Raw genomic sequence first — 18,170 nt, 5'->3', positions numbered from 1 at the left:
TATCAGTTTTTTGTATTTTCTGCACTTATTTACCTCCTAAAAATTCTTTCATTTCTTTATACGTTTTTTAACATAAATACCCATAAGAATGTTAACGATTGTTGTAACTCTGTAGGTAGTTGACCTAACATCTTCTCATTTACTCCGCGCTTATATACGCCGATGCCATCTATAACTTTAAAACCTTGTTCTTTCGCTAACTGTTCAAATTCCCAAGGCATCATCGTATTACAAACAACGTCTTTTCCATACAAGCGAGGATAACTGTTCTCTCGTGGCTTTGCTGTCGGTCCTAAAATTGCAATACATGCATATCCATCTTTCTTTAACACACGCTTTATTTCATTTAACGCTCGTAATGGCTCTTCCGTCCATTCTAAAGAATTAATTGCCATAATTGATTCAAATTGCTCATTTTCAAATGGTAATGCAGAAAAATCTCCTTTTATAAAAGATAAATTTGGTCCTTCTCCGCGCTCCTTACCTTTTTGAATCATCACTTCCGATAAATCTACTCCCACTGCTTTATAGCCTGCGCTACTTAATTTATATGTACCGTACCCATCACCACAACCAACATCGAGCACTTGTGCTTCTTTCTTTACGTATTGTTCAAAAAACGGAATAATTGTGCTCCTACTCCCGCTATCCCACATTTCCTGACTATTTTTATTCCAAAACTCCGCACTACTATCCCATTTCTTCTCTGCTGATTCATGCCAATTAAATGTTGTCATACATTCCCCTACCTTCACGTATTATCATTCATTTCATTCTACATCATTTTCCAAAATTCCTGTTTTATCCCGCTTGCAGTAAGACACCTACCTCAGAATTCAATGGATGCGGACCAGTTAATGGAAGAGAACTGCTTATAAAAATCCAATTGTTGCTGGCTGATAATCAGTCGTGATGGAAAAAATCCCGCACTTTATCTTCAATAGGAAATGGATATGTTAACGATGGAATACGTATTCTCCAATTTTTGCTTTACTTGGGTTTAACTCATACTCATGTTCTTCTCTTTATGAAAGATACTATAGGTACACCCAATTGAAAGAGAGGGATGTACATGCGAAGAAAGAGAAATCATCATTTTAAAAGTGGTGAAAAAAACGAAGAGTATGCTGCTGAAATATCACCAGCTGGCATTCCAATTAGACATAAGCGTAAAGAAATTGCAAATGAGATAGAAGGTACAAATACCGGCGCAATGGTAGGCTATGTCGCTTTATTTCTTTCGTTATTCTCCATTGCTTTTTATCCAGTTACGCTCGGCTCCCTAGCAATTTTAGTTGGCCTATTAGCTGTCAATTTCGGAGCAAGAACACTTGGATATACAGCAATTGGTTTTGGTAGTTTTTCTGTTTTATTTACTTTACTTTATCCGCTTGCTTTGTCAGCGTTTTAAAAAAACACACCAAGTTATACTTGGTGTGTTCATTCATGATACAACATAATATGACCGCATCCACAACAATGTTTCGCTGTAATTTCTTGAAACACTGGATAATTTTCTTCATCCCTATGCTCAATAAATACTTTTTCAAACCGATACATGTTTGGTGCATATGCCCAATCTTGTTTCGTACGTGCATATAATGTTGAGGAAAAAAACTCCTCACCACCGCAAACGATACATGTGTTCTTCATCGCTATCCCTCCTATGGTTGTCTTACTTCATCTATATGAACATAAGCATAAAAAAAAGACCTTCTATTACTAGAAAGTCTTCTCTGAAACAAAAAGAAATGTACCAAACATTCCTACTCCGCTATATTCTTTTGAAACACCAGCTTCTGTTTTAAATGTTTGCTTTACAGTCATAAAGAATACACCATTTCGTGCATCTGTACTTTCAAATTGTAGTTTTTCTTTTTTACCATCTACATTTTGCGTGCATTCAAAACTACTCTCATTACAATTCAACGCATACTTATCCTCTACATACACTTTAAAATCTGATTCTTTCGGACAAGTTATAAGTAATATTGCCACGAGAATAATACTTACAATACCCACAATTGTATAATATTTCTTCATTTGTACTCCTTTCAAATGACAAGAAAACTTGACTTCATGCGCCAAGTTTTCTTAGTCAACAACCCATTGCCACTCTTGTTCTTTCTTATCAAAAATGAGCCAACCTGTTTCTGTTGCTTCCTCTTTCAATTCATCGATATTATCTAGCACCTCATCCGTACTTTCATACGAACCAACTACATATACCGGAATTTCAAGACCTCTTCTTGACTCAATCTTCCCTGCTAGATCTATGTAAAGACCATCTTCCATTAGTGGAATAAGTCCCATAATCAATTCTTTTGAAATTGCTGGGAAAATTTTTGATTTTTGGAAGAAAGAAAAACGTTTCTTACCGAAAGCACCGAGTTTATACGGAATGACTTTACTTAACATTCCTACAAAATCGGCAATTCTACGATAATACACTTTGTTGTACCATCCGTCATCATGTGAAAAATAAACAAATCTATTTTTCAGTAACGGAAAGAATGTTCTTGCAAGTGGTTCTTTTTTGTGAGCCAAATATAATAATTCTGCAATTTCTTTCGGCTCTAATTCATCTAAATCGCTTGCATCATCAAAATCTACCCAACAAAATTCATCAAATTCATCAATCTCTGCTTGAATTAACTTATGTATATTTTCTTCCTCAACATATTCAAATAAAGTATGATAATGAAAATCCGTCCATTCAAAGTTGTGCTTCAAAAGCAACACTTGATGAAGCGGTGAAGGGATGTTACTCGCAAACTCTTTAAACGTAATTCCTGATGTAATAAAACAATGACCTCGACGATTACCATTAATATATATCATATTCTTTACTTGGTCAGATCCTCCAGACAAAGCACCTAGCCACCTTCGTTTTATATGTTTCAATTCTATAGCATATTTTAACATGAAAAATTTTAGAAACATAGAAAAAACTTCAAAAACTATTTACAATTTCATGTGTTTTATTACATAGTGATTACAAGAAAAAACGCCTGCTCATAAGCAGGCGTTTTTAAAGGATTTCATCAGGGTTTTGAGGATGATGATTTCCCTCTTTCTTTTCTTCTTTTTGGAACATCGATTGAATTTTATCAATTGTTTGTGGAGCTAATTCAATCATTTTTTCTGCTAAATGTGTCGCATTTTGTAAATGAAGAATATTTACTCCATCTTTATTCACCACAAGAAATGCTACTGGTGTAATCGAAACACCACCCGCGCTACCGCCACCAAATGCAGGGTTACCGTTCGCTCTTTGTCCATCATTCGTTTGGAAATCAGAACCTCCTGCTCCAAAACCGAACGCTACTTTAGAAACCGTTAACACCACACCACCGTCAGCCGTTTGAACAGGCTCTCCAACAATCGTATTTACATCAACCATTTCTTTTAAATTTTCCATTGCTGCTTTCATTAACCCTTGAATTGGATGATCCACCGTTCATAACCTCCTTTGTCATATCTTTCCTAGTTTTTCCGAAAGTTTGTGAACTAAACATAAAATTTTATATTGATTTCAAAAAACTTAAGTTGTAATATTTAGAAAAATAAAAAAAGAGGTCGATTCTTTATGATGCGAAAATTAACAAAGAAAGATCATGAACAAGTATTCGCTTACCTAAAAGAAGAAGCAGCCATTAACTTGTTTATTATTGGAGATATTGAAGCTTTCGGTTATGACACAGATTTCCAAGAATTATGGGGAGTATTTAAAGAGAATGGGACATTAAAATCAATTCTACTCCGATTCCACGATTCATTTATACCATATAGTAAAGAAGACTTTGTTACCCTTGATTATGAGGCACTTCTTTCCGCATATAAACCGCTTAAACTCTCTGGCAAGTCAACTATTGTAGAAAGGTTTGAAACTTCTCCAAGTCTACAATTAGGCGCCAAAAATGAAATGTATTTTTGCGAATGTCTAAATGACAACAACTTACCTAGCACGCCTATCCAAGAAACAATTAAACTTGCCACACTAGATGATGTAGAGCGAATTATGCAATTGCGAGGTAACATTGCTGAATTTCCAGTTGCTAATGAATCAGAGAAAATATTAAGACAAGCTCTCAAAACAAATACAGGACGCACATATTATATTGAAAAAGACGGTGCTATTATTGCATCCGCCTCTACTTCCGCTGAAAATTCATTATCCGCTATGGTAGTTGGCGTATGTACACATCCGAATTATCGCGGAAGCGGATACGCTTCGCTCATATTACAAAAAATGATTCAAGACTTTACGAATGAAGGCCGAACGCTTTGTTTGTTTTATAACAATCCAGCTGCTGGACGTATTTATAAACGACTAGGGTTTAAAGACATTGGGATGTGGACGATGTATCGATAATAATGCATAATACACGCAGGAGAGGCTGCCTATTATAAGTAGCCTCTTCTTAACTAATATCTATTCACATGTACTCCGCTTGCCGTTACTATATGATATACTACGTATTTACTTGTTAACGCTTGTTAATTTCTATAACATAAAAAAACAATTTAAATCTTTTATCTTTTCAACTAAACCAATTAGGAACGCTTTATCGTTATTCTCTTTTCTTATTTAGATATATTTTTCGACTTGCTACTGAAATTTTCTAATAAATAGGAAATTCCAATACCTACTCCACCAATAATTAGAGCAACAATAGCTGTTAAAACCTTTTTCCCCATTGGCTGTGGAAAGAAGAAGGAAGAAAAAATAGCACTGCGGTAAAAGTACACATTAAAATATGCCCTTGTTTAAACATGCTTGATTGCTCCTTTTTTCTTTTTCAGATAAAACTATAAGCATAACGTTAAAAGAGGCAACCAGTAGGTCACCTCCCAAGTAAAACGATTAATAATACATGTTACATATTTTCAGCTGTTATTCCATACAATCTATCTCTATTTTGCCCTCTTCTTTTTTCGATTTTTAAATATAATCTCTAACGCTACTACTGTGGTGAATCCTACAGTTAGTTGTAAACCTGTAAACAGCAGTTTATCATTTAAAGGAATACCAGGTGCACTCCACAGCAGCACTGGAGGAACAAGTATGCCAATGATTACTATAGTTCTCATTATCTTTCCCATTTTGTTTCCCCTATCGTATTTTTAAAATCAATATGTATTTTTCAATATTTTTACAATTCTACTAATCTCTCACGTAAAATTAATTCACTCTCATTCAAATACCCTCTATGTATTTCCTCTACAATCTTATCATGATTAAAGCATAACACTTTTTCATCGCCTAAATAACCAACCGGATAAAGAACCCCTACGTAATCAAAATCAAGTTTATCTGCTGAAATGACCATTCTTCCAATAATCATAACAGGTTGGTTTAGATCTTTTAGCTTCACAACTGAACCAATCGGGAAAAGCTCCATCGTCATTCTCCGTTCTTTTTAGATATATTCGACTTGTTACTCAAAATTTCTAATAGATAGGAAATTCCAATACCTATTCCACCAATAATCAATGCTGCAATAGCTGTTAAAAACCTTTTTTCCATTGGCTGCGGAAAAAAGAATGAAGAAAAAAATAAAACCGCGGTAAAAATATACATCAAAATACGTCCTTGTTTAAACATGTGTGATTACTCCTTTTTTTCAGGTTTCAAGAAAAAACCTCCTCCAAAACCTTCGTATGATGCATAAAAACCTTTCTCTTGACCCATGTGAAGCTTATACCCATAAGTCCCTACTCCCAATTCTAAGCGGATTGTTATATCGTGATCACTGAAATACGGAATAATATCCGGAACATCAATTTTCTCTAAAAGCAATTCATACTTGCGCGAACTATATTCCGCACCTACCTTGGCTGTATACTCATCATAACCTACAATACTACTAAAATCGTGCATTTTTTGAGTTACAGTTATATCTTCCATATAAGGAATATCCGTTCGTAAAGTTTATTAGTACCAAGTGCACATACCCCTAAAATAAGAACACCTATAATAAAGCCAATCTTTTTAGGTAATTCATAAGGAGACATAATAGCGACTACAAGTAATATAGCAATTGCAACATATGTAATATATTTTCCGGCCTTAAATGATTGCATATTAATATGCCCCTCTCTTAATCCTTCAATTTATTAGTATCACCTATCCTATAACCATCTCTAACGTATAATCCCGTTTCTTTCCCTAATTAATATTGAATTACCTCTATCCTTTTTCAAACTTTATTATTGTTTAAATTTGTTATGTATTCGTCCTACCACTTTATTCGCCCCCAATGAAATAGCTCCTATAATTAAAACAAAAGTAATAAGAGCAATCTTTTTAGGTAGGCTATATGGCAATAACATAGAAAATATAAGAATAGACGATGTATCGATAATTAAAAGCCGATTTAAAATCGGCTTTTATACATACTCATTTTCTTTTCTCATGCTTTCGCTTCCCTCATTCAGACTATTATACTCACTTCAAAGTCATAATTACCTGTCTTTCAACAAACCCAAACTCTTCGTACATCTCTTTTGCAAAATTCCCAGCAAATACATTCAACCTAATTTCTGAATATTTCTCCTTTAATTCCTTAATACCAGCTTCCATCAGTTCTCGCGATAATCCTCTCCCGCGATATTCTGGGAAAACGTACAATTCATATATAAATCCAAGTTTTTCACGAGAAAAATAGTCTGTATTTTCCCCTATTAATATCCATCCCATTACTTTATTTTCTTCTTTAATGATTAAATAATATGCTCCTTTTTCTACAATCGGCTTTGTAATTTCAATCGCTTTCTCGGTACTTAATTGACAATTCCCTCTCGTCCCTTCAAAAAGCGATTGAGCCGCATATTTTAATATTTCATTGGTATCTTCTTGATTCGCCTTAATTATCATTTTTTACAACTCCCCTTGAATAATAGGCATTACTATCCCTTGTTCAAGATTCTCCGCTTCCATAACAATTGCCGTTAATCCTTGTTCTGTACTTGTTTCATGGAGCTCTCCCTTCTCCCAAAACACAGCTTGTCCCGCCTCTACCTTTATCTTTTCTTTATTTGCCCCACATACATATCCTGCTCCGTCCACAATAAGAAGCAGTTGAGATACAACTGCTTCATGATTACCGATGATTCCATTCTCGTGTAAATGCATAGCACCGATATGTACATTTCCTTGATGGTTTACTATTTTCGACATTATGAAATTAGATTGAAATACTGATATGTGCTTTCCTACTTTTCACTAAAATCAAAAATTTTCATTGCTAGTCCTCCTTATACGTATAAAACCATCCTTACTGTCTGCATCATATGTCCTTCAAAGTCTTCTTCAAATTGCTCTAATTCAGCAAAACCTTTCGCTTCATAAAAGCGTTTTCCTTTTTCATTTGCTGCTTCTACATGTATGTACAATTTACGTATCCCATTTAATTCCTTAATCCCTCTTTGTAATAAAGCACTTCCGATCCCTTTTCCTTGCTGATCTGGTAACAAATAAATCGCACCTAATTCCGCTTCATTTTGTAGTCTAACAGGTGAAAAGTTAGCAAATCCTATTACTTCTCCCTCTTCTTCCGCAACGAATAAATGTGTATTTTTAAGACGATATTTCATTTTTTCATCAGAATATGCCTCGTCTAAAAAACTGTCTTGAATTTCTCTTGGAATAATGCCTTCATATGTATCATGCCAAGCTATTTTTGCTACTGATTGTACAGCGTGAATGTCTTCTTGCTTCATTTCTCTAATTACATATGTCATCTCGATGTCTCCATTCTCTTTAAATTATATTCTGCTAATATACTAGAAGAAATGGCAGAACCATTTTTATAATTCACCTTAATTAATTTTAATTTCTCAATTGAAGCTGTTGCAAAATCAAATTTTTCATAAATATATTCCATTACACTTAAAAACTGCTTTGTATGTAATCTATTTGCAATCGTACAATGCGGAACCCATTTTCCCGGTACGTAATATGAATTTGGATTGTCATGAAAATTTTAAAAATAATCATGATAAGAATGATGAAGTTTTAACAATTCATCGGTAACAATCGGTGCTAGAAAGACCGTTCCATTAGTAGGAAAAATTCCAACAGAAGGAAAAGTTACTGCGTCCATATTTTCTTGAATAGCTACAAACTCCCCTAGTTTCTCCGTATACAAATGAACATCTAACTCATTATAATCCGCAATCGTGATATGAGGTTCTACTCCAGCTAATTGATTTGTTCCCATTATATTCGTTAATTCATTTTGCAGTTCTGTAATTTTATTAGTAAATACACGATCAAATGTAGCAATAATAGCGTACAGTCTTTCTCACCCCTTCGTTACACATAGTGCTTCCCATTCTTCACGAATCATTCCCATTCGAATAGAATCATAGTATGTTCCTTTATAATAACGACACTTTCGCATTCTACCTTCTAAGCTCATTCCTATTTTCTCCGCTACTTTCATCATTCGTTCATTGCCAGACCAAGTCGTGATTCCTACTCTACCAATCTCCATTTTTTCAAATAGCAAATCTCTATATAATGTCAATGTTTCTGTACCGTATCCACCATTCCAGTATGTTGGGTCATAAATCACAAGCCCCATCTCTAACCAACGCGTCGGTTTATATTCCCAATAAAACCCGACTGTCCCAATGATTTGACCGTTATTTTCTATAATTAAATTTGACAGTGGTTCTTCTTTCAAACGAGTTTGCATCTTCTCTTTATAGGAAGAGTATTCTTGCATTGAGAACGGGAAATATGGCGCATCCCATTTCTTCCATTCTGGGCTTTCTTCTTTAAATATGATATTCCATAATGTTTCTATATCCGATTCTTCTATTGTACGAATTGTAACTTTCTTCCCCTTTAATACAACGTTTTGCATAATTCCCTCCTGCATTCACCTTTATTTCATATATAATTATAATATTTTTTCAGAAAAATCAAAACTAATATCATATATTATATTGTATAATTTTGTTATAAGATACCAATTATTGATTTAGAAAGCTGGTGATTCAATGAATAATCAATTTAGTATTGCTTTATTTCTCACTATTATTACGACAAATATTATTCTATATTTCTTCTTACCATCAAATATTGTTACGAAATGGGACTTCAATGGAACGCCTACATCAACAATGGATAAAAGCACTTTTGTAATCGTAAATATAATTATATGTTCCTTCTTATTCTTTGTATTTTTAGCTTTATCTAAAGCAGCGAGTAACCAGAAATTTCTCCATTGGATCGGCAACACAATGTTACTATTCTTATTTTTTGTCGATATTGTCATTGCCCTCATCGCTCTTGGCTTTTCACTTCCTCTTGATCATTTCATATTTTTAGCATTAGGGCTTTTATTTATATTAATAGGTTATTTCAGTTCCAAAATTGATACGACTAAATCAACCATTTCATTAGAATGGAATGATAAGCACCTCGAAAAAAGAGCTTCAAATATTAGTAGTATTTCAATGATGATAGCAGGTATTTTCCTAGCGGGGCTTCCACTTATCGTTTCTGCTCCGTATAGAGGTTATCGCATACTAGCGATTATTTTAGGAATGACGCTTATCATTCTACCAAGTACGATTTATTTACTTATTAAAGACAGCAGGCAGTCCACTCATTGAAAAGGTTAATAGGGAATAAAAAATAGGAGGTTACATCCCTCCTATTTCAGCTCAATATATTACTTTCCTTCTTATTCAGCTCAAGCAAAATGCCTTTCTCTATCCACCCCTCTACACCATCTTTTTTAATTAAATCATATCCTGAACAACTACCATCAATGAGAGAAACGATATCTCCTTTTCTAACGCTTATTTGCGCACAAGAAATATCAGTTTTCACTGTATATTCACCTGACTCAAGTTGTTTCATGTATTCATTTTTTACAGTGAGTAATTTATTTGTTTCCTTTTGCTTACATATTGTGTAATCTTGCATCTTCTCGATAGGCTCTATGTAATAATACGGATATGTCACTCCGCCCTGCATTTCTGAATTCGCATTAAAATCCGCTATTACTTCGTACCCTGGAAAATAGTCTACATATGTATAAGAAAACGTATCGCCCGTTTGTTTCCTCTGAATGATAAATGCATTTAATTGTCCTGCTTCTTTAATTGCATTTCCTCCATCTATTGCAATAATTTTTTTCTCCTCATCAATAACTGGATTGTTAGACGGTGCTTCTTCAGAATAGTTCACGACAGGCCAATGACCAACTATTACATACTTATTTGCTTTATGTGATTTATAAAAAAACTCTGGCATTGCTATCGCATTTTTGCGCTCTGTTTCTTTCCAATCTACTCTATCTTCTAGCCCGGCATGCACAAAAATATAATCTTCTGTTTCAATCGCTGTCGGTAACTCCGTTAGCCAATGTATTTCTTGTGAAAATTCACTTTGCAATGCTTCTCTCACTTCACGAATTGAAGTGCCTTCATGAACTGAAAAATCCAATTGCTCTAGCCATTCATTAAAAATCGAATGCTTTCTCGTACATAAATAATTAATAAGACGAGGATTTTCATTTAGAAGAGCATCAACTAAAACTTCACAATTTCCTTCAACAACGTGAACCTTTGAATTGTTCTTTACAAGATTCATAACATAGTTTACTACGCCTACGCTATCTCGTCCTTTCTCGCAAAGATCTCCATTAATAATTAAATAATCTTCATCTTTAAAGTTAACTTTATGTAGTGCTTCTTTTAAAAGATTTAATTCTCCATGAATATCAGATATGACGATAACTCTAGCATCATTAGGGATTGATAGTTTCTTTATTTTCTTCAAGTATAAGCGCTCCAATCATTCTCTTTATTAAATTAAAATAATTCGACAAAATACACTATATAACCTTTTCAAATACATATACCATAACTTACAACCTATTTACGGTTTAATAATAACTTAAAAAATAAGAAGAAGCTGTTCCCAACTTTTGCGGGACAACTTCTTCTTATTTTTTATAATTCTTTATGAAAAGAATAACTCACTTTATCATACCCTTCTCTTTCATAAAAACGATGCGCATCAATTCTTGCAAATGCTGATGTGAGGACGATAGATTCACATCCGTTTTCCTTTCCCCAGTTCTCTATATACGAAAGTAATACATTTCCATGTCCTTTTGAACGATGTGCGTCTGCCGTTACAAGGTCATATACGAAAACGTGCTTCTTATTATAAAAGTTCGTACAAATCGCTACACCTGCAAGGCTAACAACTTCATCCTCCTCATTACGCAGCGAAAATAGTTTATAATTTTCTTCTTTCATATTTCGAAATAAAGAGCTTGTTTCCTCTTTTGAAAGTTTCGTTCTTAATTGCTGTAAAACAGGTAATACTTCATATAATTGCTCTTCTGTTACTACTTCTTTAACATTCATTTTTAACTCTCCTCTAACTATTTATTTAATTTTCTAAATGTTGTATCATTATTATAGAAAGTAACTGCCCTTTACTTAAGTGACAGTTTAAGTATTTTTTATAAGGCCAGTTTTAAAGGAGAGTTTTATATGGATTTTACTATCCCATTGCAATTACAAAGTAACACACCTATTTACTTGCAAATTTACGACTATATAAAAGCTGAAATTATACAAGGGAGTATTTCTGTTGGCACACGTCTACCCTCACACAGAAATTTAGCATCACAACTTAATATTAGCCGCATCACTGTTGAATCAGCTTATCAACAATTATTAGCTGAAGGTTATGTAGAAAGTAAACCGAAACTTGGTATTTTTGTAGCAAATTTCGATATTGACGTTATCCCAAACAAAAAACGAAATGCAGCAATGAAGACGAGCAATTTAATAGACGAAAAATTCGAATATGATTGTAGCCAAGGGCTTATTGATCAAAATACATTTCCGATTACAAATTGGAAACGAGCATTACAAGAATCCATTCTTACATACGAAAATGCACTATTTGCCAAAGAAGACCCTCAAGGTGAATTCGCTCTTCGAGAGCATATATCAACATATTTATATCATTCTCGCGGTGTACATTCTTCACCTGATCAAATTGTGATCGGTGCCGGAACGCAGCCACTTCTCTGGCTACTACTTCAACTGCTTGGCCCTACAAAAGAATACGGCATTGAAAACCCTGGATTTCACCGTATACACGCAATCATTAAAAGCTGTGATAGACAAATTCATCCCATACCATTGGATGAAAAAGGTATTGATATTTCTAGCTTATATAATACAAATGCCAATGTCGCATACGTTACACCATCACACCAATTTCCACTCGGGATTATTATGCCTTTATCTAGAAGAACAGAATTGTTAAAGTGGGCTAATGATTGCAGCGGATACATTATTGAAGATGACTATGACGGTGAGTTTCGCTACGCTGGTAAGCCGATTCCTTCTTTGCAAAGTCTTGATTCAAATGAACGCGTTATTTATATGGGGACTTTCTCAAAATCTTTTTTACCTTCTTTACGAATGGGATATGTTGTTTTACCACCACATCTTTTAAAAATATATCAAGAACTGCATGGAATTTTTAAACAAACAGTCGCTACAATACAACAACTTGCTTTTGCTAACTTTATACAAAGCGGGAATTGGGAACGTCATCTTAACCGGAGTCGTACACTATATAAAAGAAAACATCATACGTTAGTAAAATCCATTATGAAAGAAATGGGGGCTAATGTTCAAATTCTTGGCGAACAGTCTGGACTTCATATTGTTTTATGTGTAAATAACAGTATGAATGAAAACGAACTGATTGAATCCGCTAAAAAACAAAGCGTTAAATTATACCCGCTTTCTCCATATGATTTCGTGAATGATTTACGTAAGGAATCATACGTATTACTCGGTTTTGGTAGCATTCCAGAAAATAAAATTGAAACGTTGGCTATATTATTGAAAAACGCTTGGTTCCCTAGTTGCAAGGAAACTTGTTAACAGTGGGTTTAACTTGTAACATACTAACAATTCAACAAAATAAAAAAGAAGGCTGTTCCAAAATAACTTTTTGGACAGCCTTCTGCTAGTTATTCACCTGACCTAGCTTTCCTTCCCGGACGTTTCACACCAGTCGTTTCTGTTGAATAAGAAGCTTCAATTATAGCGGTTGGATCTACAGAGAGAACGAGATCTTTCATTTTCGGATAAATGAATCGGTTTGTAATGCAATAAATGATTCTCTTATGCTCCCCTAAAAAACCACCTTCTCCATGTAGATACGTAACAGATAGTTGCAATTCTTTCATAAGTAAATCGCCTATTTCTTTATTCTTACCAGAAATAATCATAACGCTCTTACCTTGATTTATACCATCTAATATAAAATCAATCATTTTCGTAACAATATAGAAAATGGCTAATGAGAACATCGCTTGTTCGATTGAAAATAAAATGGCAACAAAGATGAAAATAACTGCATTTACTGCAAGTAAAAATGTACTAATCGGTACATTAAAGTGTTTATTCATCCAAACTGCTAACATTTCCGAACCGTCAATTGCTCCACCCATTTTAACAACAATCCCAACACCAATTCCGAACAGCACTCCACCATAAAGTACAATTAATAACTCAGAAGTCGTAATTGCTGGAAATGGTTTTAAATAAATTAATCCGAGTGTTGTAACTACATTCGCATAAGATGTACGGATAAAAAATTTCTTTCCCATTACTTTTGCAGTAAATAATAAAATTGGGATATTAATTCCTAAGAACACACCATAAAGCGGCAATCCTGCGACTTTATTTGCCATAATAGCAATAGCCGTTACCCCGCCATCTACTAATCCATTAGGTGCTAAAATAAGCTCTAATGAACCTGCTACTATAATTGAGCCAATTGTTAATAATACGTATTCAAATACTTTCTTCATTCATTACCCCCAAAACTTATATATTTTCTTAGTATTATTTTAACGTAATTTTACTACTAATTCAAAGGTATCGATTTATATACAAAAAAGTTTCACCTTTATCGCTATTTTTATGTAACACGTAATACTAGAAACACACTTACAAATTAAAAGTAAGTGTGTTTCTAACATCTATTTAATCTTTACGTATGGCTTCATTTTTAATTCAAATATTTCCTCAACTGCCCTTTGATATCCACCAGCATTTCTAAGCGAATCTCCCACTTTACGACTATTTTTCTTAAACGTCACATCATTCATTACTTTCTTTACAGTCTCACGTAACAATTCAGAAGTTAACTCGTTACGATTAAGTGTTATGCCTGCCCCTACTTCAGTCAATCGTTTTGCAACGAATGGCTGATCTCCTGTTACCGGAATTACAACTAATGGGACACCGTAATATAACGCTTCACTCGAACTATTCATACCACCATGTGTCACGAATACATCAGCATGCTGTAATACTTCTAATTGCGGGACATAATTATACAACTTAAAGTTTTTCGGAATATTTTCAAATCGACTTATATTTATCTTCTTACCAACGACTAATACGACTGTCGCATCTACATCTTTAAACGCTTCAAAACATTTGTCATAAAGAGCAGGTTGTTCATTAAAAACTGTTCCCATAGAAATGAAAATCACTTTTTTATTTTTTAAATCTTCGGTAGGAAAACTCCCCACTTCTTTTCGAGTAGCAATTGATGGACCGACAAATTTATACGATTCATCAAATACATCTGAACGCGGCTGATATTCTTTTGAAGTATATACAATCGTAATATCGCCAGGATGGTTCATAATATCATACATACTATTACATTTCATTCCATACTGCTTATTCCATCTTTCCATTCCCGATAAACAAGATTGATATAATGGATTCATTTCATCTACTTGTCTCGATTCTTGCCCATCATGAAAATTAATGTACTGATTAACAGCAAACGTTGTACAAGATGAAACGCTTGGTAATTGTAAAATATTCGCTATAATACGTCCTACTGGAAAATGATTATCATATATTAAATAATCATATTTTTCCTCTTTTGTTTCTTCTACAATTTGAGTAACAATACGCTCTGATGCTTCAATCATATGAGATAGCATCATCAAAGGGCTCCCACCTTCATTTACTCGTTCCATAATATTAATTTGAGAGAGAAAATTCTCAAACACTCGGAATTCCGCACCTGTTGCTTCAATCTTCTTTCTATAATCTTCAATACAATACGAAACAACTGTTTCTCCTCGTTGGATTAACTCACTTACAATAGCTAAAGTCGGATTAATATGACCTTCCCCAGGGAAATTTATTACGAGTACATTTGCCATAATATTCTCTCCTATCCAGTCAATCTTATAAAGTTAACAATTAATTATATTAATTAATTTATGCCTATTATAAATGAATGCATTCTACTTCTTCATGCTTTTCTCTTCATTTTATTATTGAGAAATATTTTCTATAATCTACATTATTTTGATTCACAATCTTATAAATGAATGCTTAGTTTTACTTTTACTCTTCATAGATTTAAAGATATGAGTCTTACATTCAAGTCTTACTACTATAATTTTTAGACAATTCACACAAAAATGTAGAAATATAATGTTTTTAATGAATTTTCGCTATAAATGTAACTATGCTTTCAATCTTTTTATCTTTATCCTCATAACACATCATCTGTTATATAATAAATTTATAGAATTTACAGAAAAAGGAGTCCTTTCATGCTACAACAACTATTCAATTCACCTATTCTATCCGTTCAGGCCTTGCACCCAGGTTATGAAGATCATGCAAGTGATGTTTTTCTCGTTCAAACAGAAGATACAGAAGTTATCGTTCGTACCTCTAAAATGAATGAAGAACCAAATAATGATTTTTGGTGGGGATGTAAAAATCTATTTGGAATTGATCCAAGGAACGTCCATCATTTAGAAACTGTACATACATTGCTGCAAGAACATACGAATCTTCCTATCCCAACAATATTAGAAAAACATGTTTTAAATGGCCGTGAATTTGTGGTGGTCGAAAAGTTAGTAGGTAACACAGTTCAATCTTTTATCGAGCAACCAGATTCTATTTTATTTAGCCTAGGAAAAGGACTTGCAGAAATACATAAGTTTAAAGCCGATTTTATAGGAAATCCGTCAGGCACGTTCAAAATTCCACTAAATGAATTCCAATCACATATTTTAAACGTGAGTAAAGAGCTTGTGAATATGTTTTATTCCGATGATGAACGCATACAAGATGCATTTCCTACCTTTGAATCACAGCTTTCTTCCCTGTCCGTACCAAAAGAAGCTACACTCGTCTTACTTGATATGGACCCTACCCAATTTTTATATGACGGTACAACTATTACGGGTTTAGTAGATACTGAAGCTTACGCGGTTGCCCCGCGAGAGTTTGATTTTATCGGACTAGAATATGTACTTACTGAAAAAGAAGCACATGCCTTTCAAAGTGGTTACGAAACAATTATGCCTATTCCTCATCTTGTAGAATGTAGACAACCATATCGTTATTTATACCGACTGTTATCTGTGCAAGGTAGTGTGGAATTAAAGGAATGGTTAAGTTACCCATCCTATTTTTAAATACAAATGAGAGGGAGTATACAATGGATATTCAGAAAAAGCGTTCTGTAACAGAAAGTGAAATACAGCAAATGAAGGATTTGGCTTATATTTGCGGGCAACAAGACAATCTTGATTACTCTTCAGATTTACATATCAACTTTTTAAAAAATCGAAATGAAGATCATATAAACGATTTTCTTCTTTATAACGGTACTCAATTAATTGGCACTTTAAATATGTATGATTTCGAAAGACCAACAAAGCTTGAACTAATAGGCTTTGTACATCCTCATTTTAGAAAACAACGTTTCGGAACTACCCTTTTACAAACTGCAATGAAAGAAATACAAAATAGAGAGACAGATGAAGCTCTTCTTATTATCAATGGGGATTCTATTTCTGGGAATGAATTTATAAAACATATGAAGTTACCGTATTTATATAGTGAATATAGTATGGAGTTCAAAATAAACGAAATTCAAAAAACAACAGATAATAATATACAGCTTACTCTTGCATCTTCAGAATCACTGCTTGACCTTATTGAGATTTCTAGTAAAGCTTTTGGTGATTCAGTAGACAATACGGCTACATGGTTACAAAAAATGATGACTTCACCTTCTCATAAAGTTTACAGTGCTCTTATTAACGAAAAAGCTATTGGAACAATTACAGTTACTGAGCAAGAACAATCTACTACATTATCAGGATTCGCTGTTCATCCTTCTTATCAAGGTAAAGGATATGGAAAAGATATTCTTAGTTATATGGTACATACCCTTATTACAGAAGGAACTTCAACAATTGAATTAGACGTCGAAACGAAAAATAACCATGCTTTAAAACTATATACACAATGTGGTTTTAAAATTAAAACGAAGCATGACTATTATAATTTAATGAATAGCACGGAGAATATTTATGTCTAAAAAACTTATTTATTCTGATTATGATATTTTCGCATCTATTTATAATAAACATTGGGGACATTTTGCCGAACACTCCTATCTAGCTTTTGAAAAACTCGTTTTACAATATGCACAACCACATTCTCATATTTTAGATCTTTGTTGCAGGACTGGTCATCTTACTAGGAAACTACTTGATAACAATTTTGTAGTAACTGGTATAGATGGTTCTACTCAAATGATTGAATATGCACGTGAAAATGCGCCAGATGCAACCTTTTTCGTCGATGACGCTCGCTATTTCAATATAAATGAGCAATTCCACTACGTCATCTCTGCCGGTGATAGTTTAAACCATATTATGAATTTAGATGAACTAAAAAGTGTGTTTCACAACGTTTACTCCGTATTACATAACGAGGGTATATTCGCATTTGATATGAATATGGAAAAAGGATTTCTTGAAAACTGGATTGCTTCGTTTCATATTTCAGAGAAAGAATATGTTTGTACGATTGATTCTACATTTGATAATAAAAACAAAAAAGCAGAAATGAATTTCATATTATTTACGCGTGATACAAATGATATTTGGAAAAGAAGTGACTTTTCTTTTAAAGAAACATGTTACACTAAAGACGAAATTACTCATGCATTACAATCTGTAGGTTTTAAAAATATTCAATCGTACGGTACAAATAGAGCATTTTTCACTTGCCAAAAATAAAAAAACTGAATCTAA

The 18,170-nt window shown here is 33.6% G+C and carries 24 protein-coding genes and 3 pseudogenes; 7 read left to right on the top strand and 20 right to left on the bottom strand.

The genetic code is table 11. From position 1 onward, the window contains the following. Window positions 1-56: 56 nt before the first annotated feature. Entirely contained in the window at window positions 57-737 is a 681-nt protein-coding gene (locus tag H6481_RS08695) for a class I SAM-dependent methyltransferase (protein ID WP_000206576.1), read from the bottom strand. A gap of 335 nt (window positions 738-1,072) precedes the next feature. Here H6481_RS08695 and H6481_RS08690 point away from each other — a divergent pair, with 335 nt between their 5' ends. Then, a complete protein-coding gene (locus H6481_RS08690; protein ID WP_001253201.1) occupies window positions 1,073-1,411 on the top strand; it encodes a hypothetical protein in 339 nt (112 codons plus the stop codon). Between the two features lie 29 nt (window positions 1,412-1,440). Here H6481_RS08690 and H6481_RS08685 read toward each other — a convergent pair whose 3' ends face one another. From H6481_RS08685 to ytfJ, 4 genes are all read right to left on the bottom strand, one after another. After that, window positions 1,441-1,653, bottom strand: coding sequence for a hypothetical protein (locus H6481_RS08685; RefSeq protein ID WP_000798747.1), 213 nt, complete (start codon window positions 1,651-1,653; stop codon window positions 1,441-1,443). Between the two features lie 69 nt (window positions 1,654-1,722). Further along, window positions 1,723-2,043, bottom strand: coding sequence for a hypothetical protein (locus H6481_RS08680; RefSeq protein WP_000761184.1), 321 nt, complete (start codon window positions 2,041-2,043; stop codon window positions 1,723-1,725). 51 nt (window positions 2,044-2,094) lie between these two features. Continuing rightward, window positions 2,095-2,871, bottom strand: a complete 777-nt coding sequence (locus H6481_RS08675) for an oxalate:formate antiporter (protein WP_000014087.1) — start codon at window positions 2,869-2,871, stop codon at window positions 2,095-2,097. Between the two features lie 160 nt (window positions 2,872-3,031). Then, window positions 3,032-3,457 carry a GerW family sporulation protein gene (ytfJ, locus tag H6481_RS08670; RefSeq protein WP_000349991.1) on the bottom strand — a complete coding sequence of 142 codons (426 nt, stop codon included), beginning with the start codon at window positions 3,455-3,457 and terminating at the stop codon, window positions 3,032-3,034. Window positions 3,458-3,589: 132 nt separating this feature from the next. Between ytfJ and H6481_RS08665 the strand changes: the two genes are divergently transcribed. Further along, window positions 3,590-4,375, top strand: coding sequence for a GNAT family N-acetyltransferase (locus H6481_RS08665; RefSeq protein WP_000984746.1), 786 nt, complete (start codon window positions 3,590-3,592; stop codon window positions 4,373-4,375). 212 nt (window positions 4,376-4,587) lie between these two features. Here the strand turns inward: H6481_RS08665 and H6481_RS29100 are convergent. From H6481_RS29100 to H6481_RS08615, 11 genes and pseudogenes are all read right to left on the bottom strand, one after another. Then, window positions 4,588-4,778: pseudogene (locus H6481_RS29100) on the bottom strand (hypothetical protein). A 139-nt stretch (window positions 4,779-4,917) separates the two neighbouring features. Next, window positions 4,918-5,106: a hypothetical protein gene (locus tag H6481_RS08660; protein ID WP_000516417.1), complete on the bottom strand. Its 189-nt coding sequence runs from the start codon at window positions 5,104-5,106 to the stop codon at window positions 4,918-4,920. 50 nt (window positions 5,107-5,156) lie between these two features. Further along, on the bottom strand, window positions 5,157-5,405 hold the full coding sequence (locus H6481_RS08655) for a DUF4176 domain-containing protein (RefSeq protein WP_000418713.1): 249 nt from the start codon (window positions 5,403-5,405) through the stop codon (window positions 5,157-5,159). 2 nt (window positions 5,406-5,407) lie between these two features. Then, on the bottom strand, window positions 5,408-5,608 hold the full coding sequence (locus tag H6481_RS08650; protein WP_000476183.1) for a hypothetical protein: 201 nt from the start codon (window positions 5,606-5,608) through the stop codon (window positions 5,408-5,410). Window positions 5,609-5,614: 6 nt separating this feature from the next. Then, window positions 5,615-5,911 carry a hypothetical protein gene (locus H6481_RS08645; protein WP_002093967.1) on the bottom strand — a complete coding sequence of 99 codons (297 nt, stop codon included), beginning with the start codon at window positions 5,909-5,911 and terminating at the stop codon, window positions 5,615-5,617. Continuing rightward, window positions 5,899-6,087, bottom strand: coding sequence for a hypothetical protein (locus tag H6481_RS08640; protein WP_003270359.1), 189 nt, complete (start codon window positions 6,085-6,087; stop codon window positions 5,899-5,901). The genes H6481_RS08645 and H6481_RS08640 overlap by 13 nt, the downstream gene beginning before the upstream one ends. A 364-nt stretch (window positions 6,088-6,451) precedes the next feature. Then, window positions 6,452-6,880: a GNAT family N-acetyltransferase gene (locus tag H6481_RS08635; protein ID WP_000584237.1), complete on the bottom strand. Its 429-nt coding sequence runs from the start codon at window positions 6,878-6,880 to the stop codon at window positions 6,452-6,454. A gap of 3 nt (window positions 6,881-6,883) precedes the next feature. After that, a pseudogene (locus tag H6481_RS08630) lies at window positions 6,884-7,248 on the bottom strand (cupin). Window positions 7,249-7,260: 12 nt separating this feature from the next. Then, a complete protein-coding gene (locus H6481_RS08625) occupies window positions 7,261-7,746 on the bottom strand; it encodes a GNAT family N-acetyltransferase (protein ID WP_000222825.1) in 486 nt (161 codons plus the stop codon). Continuing rightward, window positions 7,743-8,303: pseudogene (locus H6481_RS08620) on the bottom strand (2'-5' RNA ligase family protein). Before H6481_RS08620 ends, H6481_RS08625 begins: the two are co-directional and overlap by 4 nt. 6 nt (window positions 8,304-8,309) lie before the next feature. Further along, window positions 8,310-8,876, bottom strand: a complete 567-nt coding sequence (locus tag H6481_RS08615) for a GNAT family protein (protein WP_001181849.1) — start codon at window positions 8,874-8,876, stop codon at window positions 8,310-8,312. Between the two features lie 136 nt (window positions 8,877-9,012). On the opposite strand from H6481_RS08615, the gene H6481_RS08610 reads away from it, so the two are divergent. Further along, entirely contained in the window at window positions 9,013-9,630 is a 618-nt protein-coding gene (locus H6481_RS08610) for a DUF1648 domain-containing protein (RefSeq protein WP_182811462.1), read from the top strand. 46 nt (window positions 9,631-9,676) lie between these two features. Here the strand turns inward: H6481_RS08610 and H6481_RS08605 are convergent, their stop codons facing one another. Beyond that, window positions 9,677-10,804, bottom strand: a complete 1,128-nt coding sequence (locus tag H6481_RS08605) for a metallophosphoesterase (RefSeq protein ID WP_023521765.1) — start codon at window positions 10,802-10,804, stop codon at window positions 9,677-9,679. Window positions 10,805-10,977: 173 nt separating this feature from the next. Further along, complete coding sequence (locus H6481_RS08600) at window positions 10,978-11,400, bottom strand: GNAT family N-acetyltransferase (protein WP_023521764.1); 423 nt, start codon at window positions 11,398-11,400, stop codon at window positions 10,978-10,980. A 129-nt stretch (window positions 11,401-11,529) separates the two neighbouring features. On the opposite strand from H6481_RS08600, the gene H6481_RS08595 reads away from it, so the two are divergent. Then, window positions 11,530-12,945, top strand: coding sequence for a PLP-dependent aminotransferase family protein (locus tag H6481_RS08595; RefSeq protein WP_182811459.1), 1,416 nt, complete (start codon window positions 11,530-11,532; stop codon window positions 12,943-12,945). Between the two features lie 89 nt (window positions 12,946-13,034). On the opposite strand, the gene H6481_RS08590 is transcribed toward H6481_RS08595, so the two are convergent. Next, window positions 13,035-13,880, bottom strand: coding sequence for a YitT family protein (locus H6481_RS08590; RefSeq protein WP_000755126.1), 846 nt, complete (start codon window positions 13,878-13,880; stop codon window positions 13,035-13,037). Between the two features lie 171 nt (window positions 13,881-14,051). Then, window positions 14,052-15,260, bottom strand: a complete 1,209-nt coding sequence (locus H6481_RS08585; protein ID WP_182811456.1) for a macrolide family glycosyltransferase — start codon at window positions 15,258-15,260, stop codon at window positions 14,052-14,054. Between the two features lie 399 nt (window positions 15,261-15,659). Between H6481_RS08585 and H6481_RS08580 the strand changes: the two genes are divergently transcribed. The 3 genes from H6481_RS08580 to H6481_RS08570 are packed head-to-tail and all read left to right on the top strand — an operon-like array spanning window position 15,660 to window position 18,155. After that, window positions 15,660-16,538 carry a phosphotransferase gene (locus tag H6481_RS08580; protein WP_182811453.1) on the top strand — a complete coding sequence of 293 codons (879 nt, stop codon included), beginning with the start codon at window positions 15,660-15,662 and terminating at the stop codon, window positions 16,536-16,538. A 23-nt stretch (window positions 16,539-16,561) separates the two neighbouring features. Next, the gene (locus H6481_RS08575) at window positions 16,562-17,449 is read left to right on the top strand and encodes a GNAT family N-acetyltransferase (RefSeq protein WP_023521759.1); all 888 of its coding nucleotides are present in this window, start codon (window positions 16,562-16,564) and stop codon (window positions 17,447-17,449) included. Next, window positions 17,442-18,155 carry a class I SAM-dependent methyltransferase gene (locus H6481_RS08570; RefSeq protein ID WP_182811450.1) on the top strand — a complete coding sequence of 238 codons (714 nt, stop codon included), beginning with the start codon at window positions 17,442-17,444 and terminating at the stop codon, window positions 18,153-18,155. Before H6481_RS08575 ends, H6481_RS08570 begins: the two co-directional genes overlap by 8 nt. Window positions 18,156-18,170 lie beyond the last annotated feature (15 nt).

Source organism: Bacillus sp. ME78 (genome assembly GCF_903970865.1).
GTDB lineage: Bacteria > Bacillota > Bacilli > Bacillales > Bacillaceae_G > Bacillus_A > Bacillus_A cereus.
Note: the sequence above shows the minus strand (reverse complement) of the source record. Positions and strands in the feature narration are given on the sequence as shown.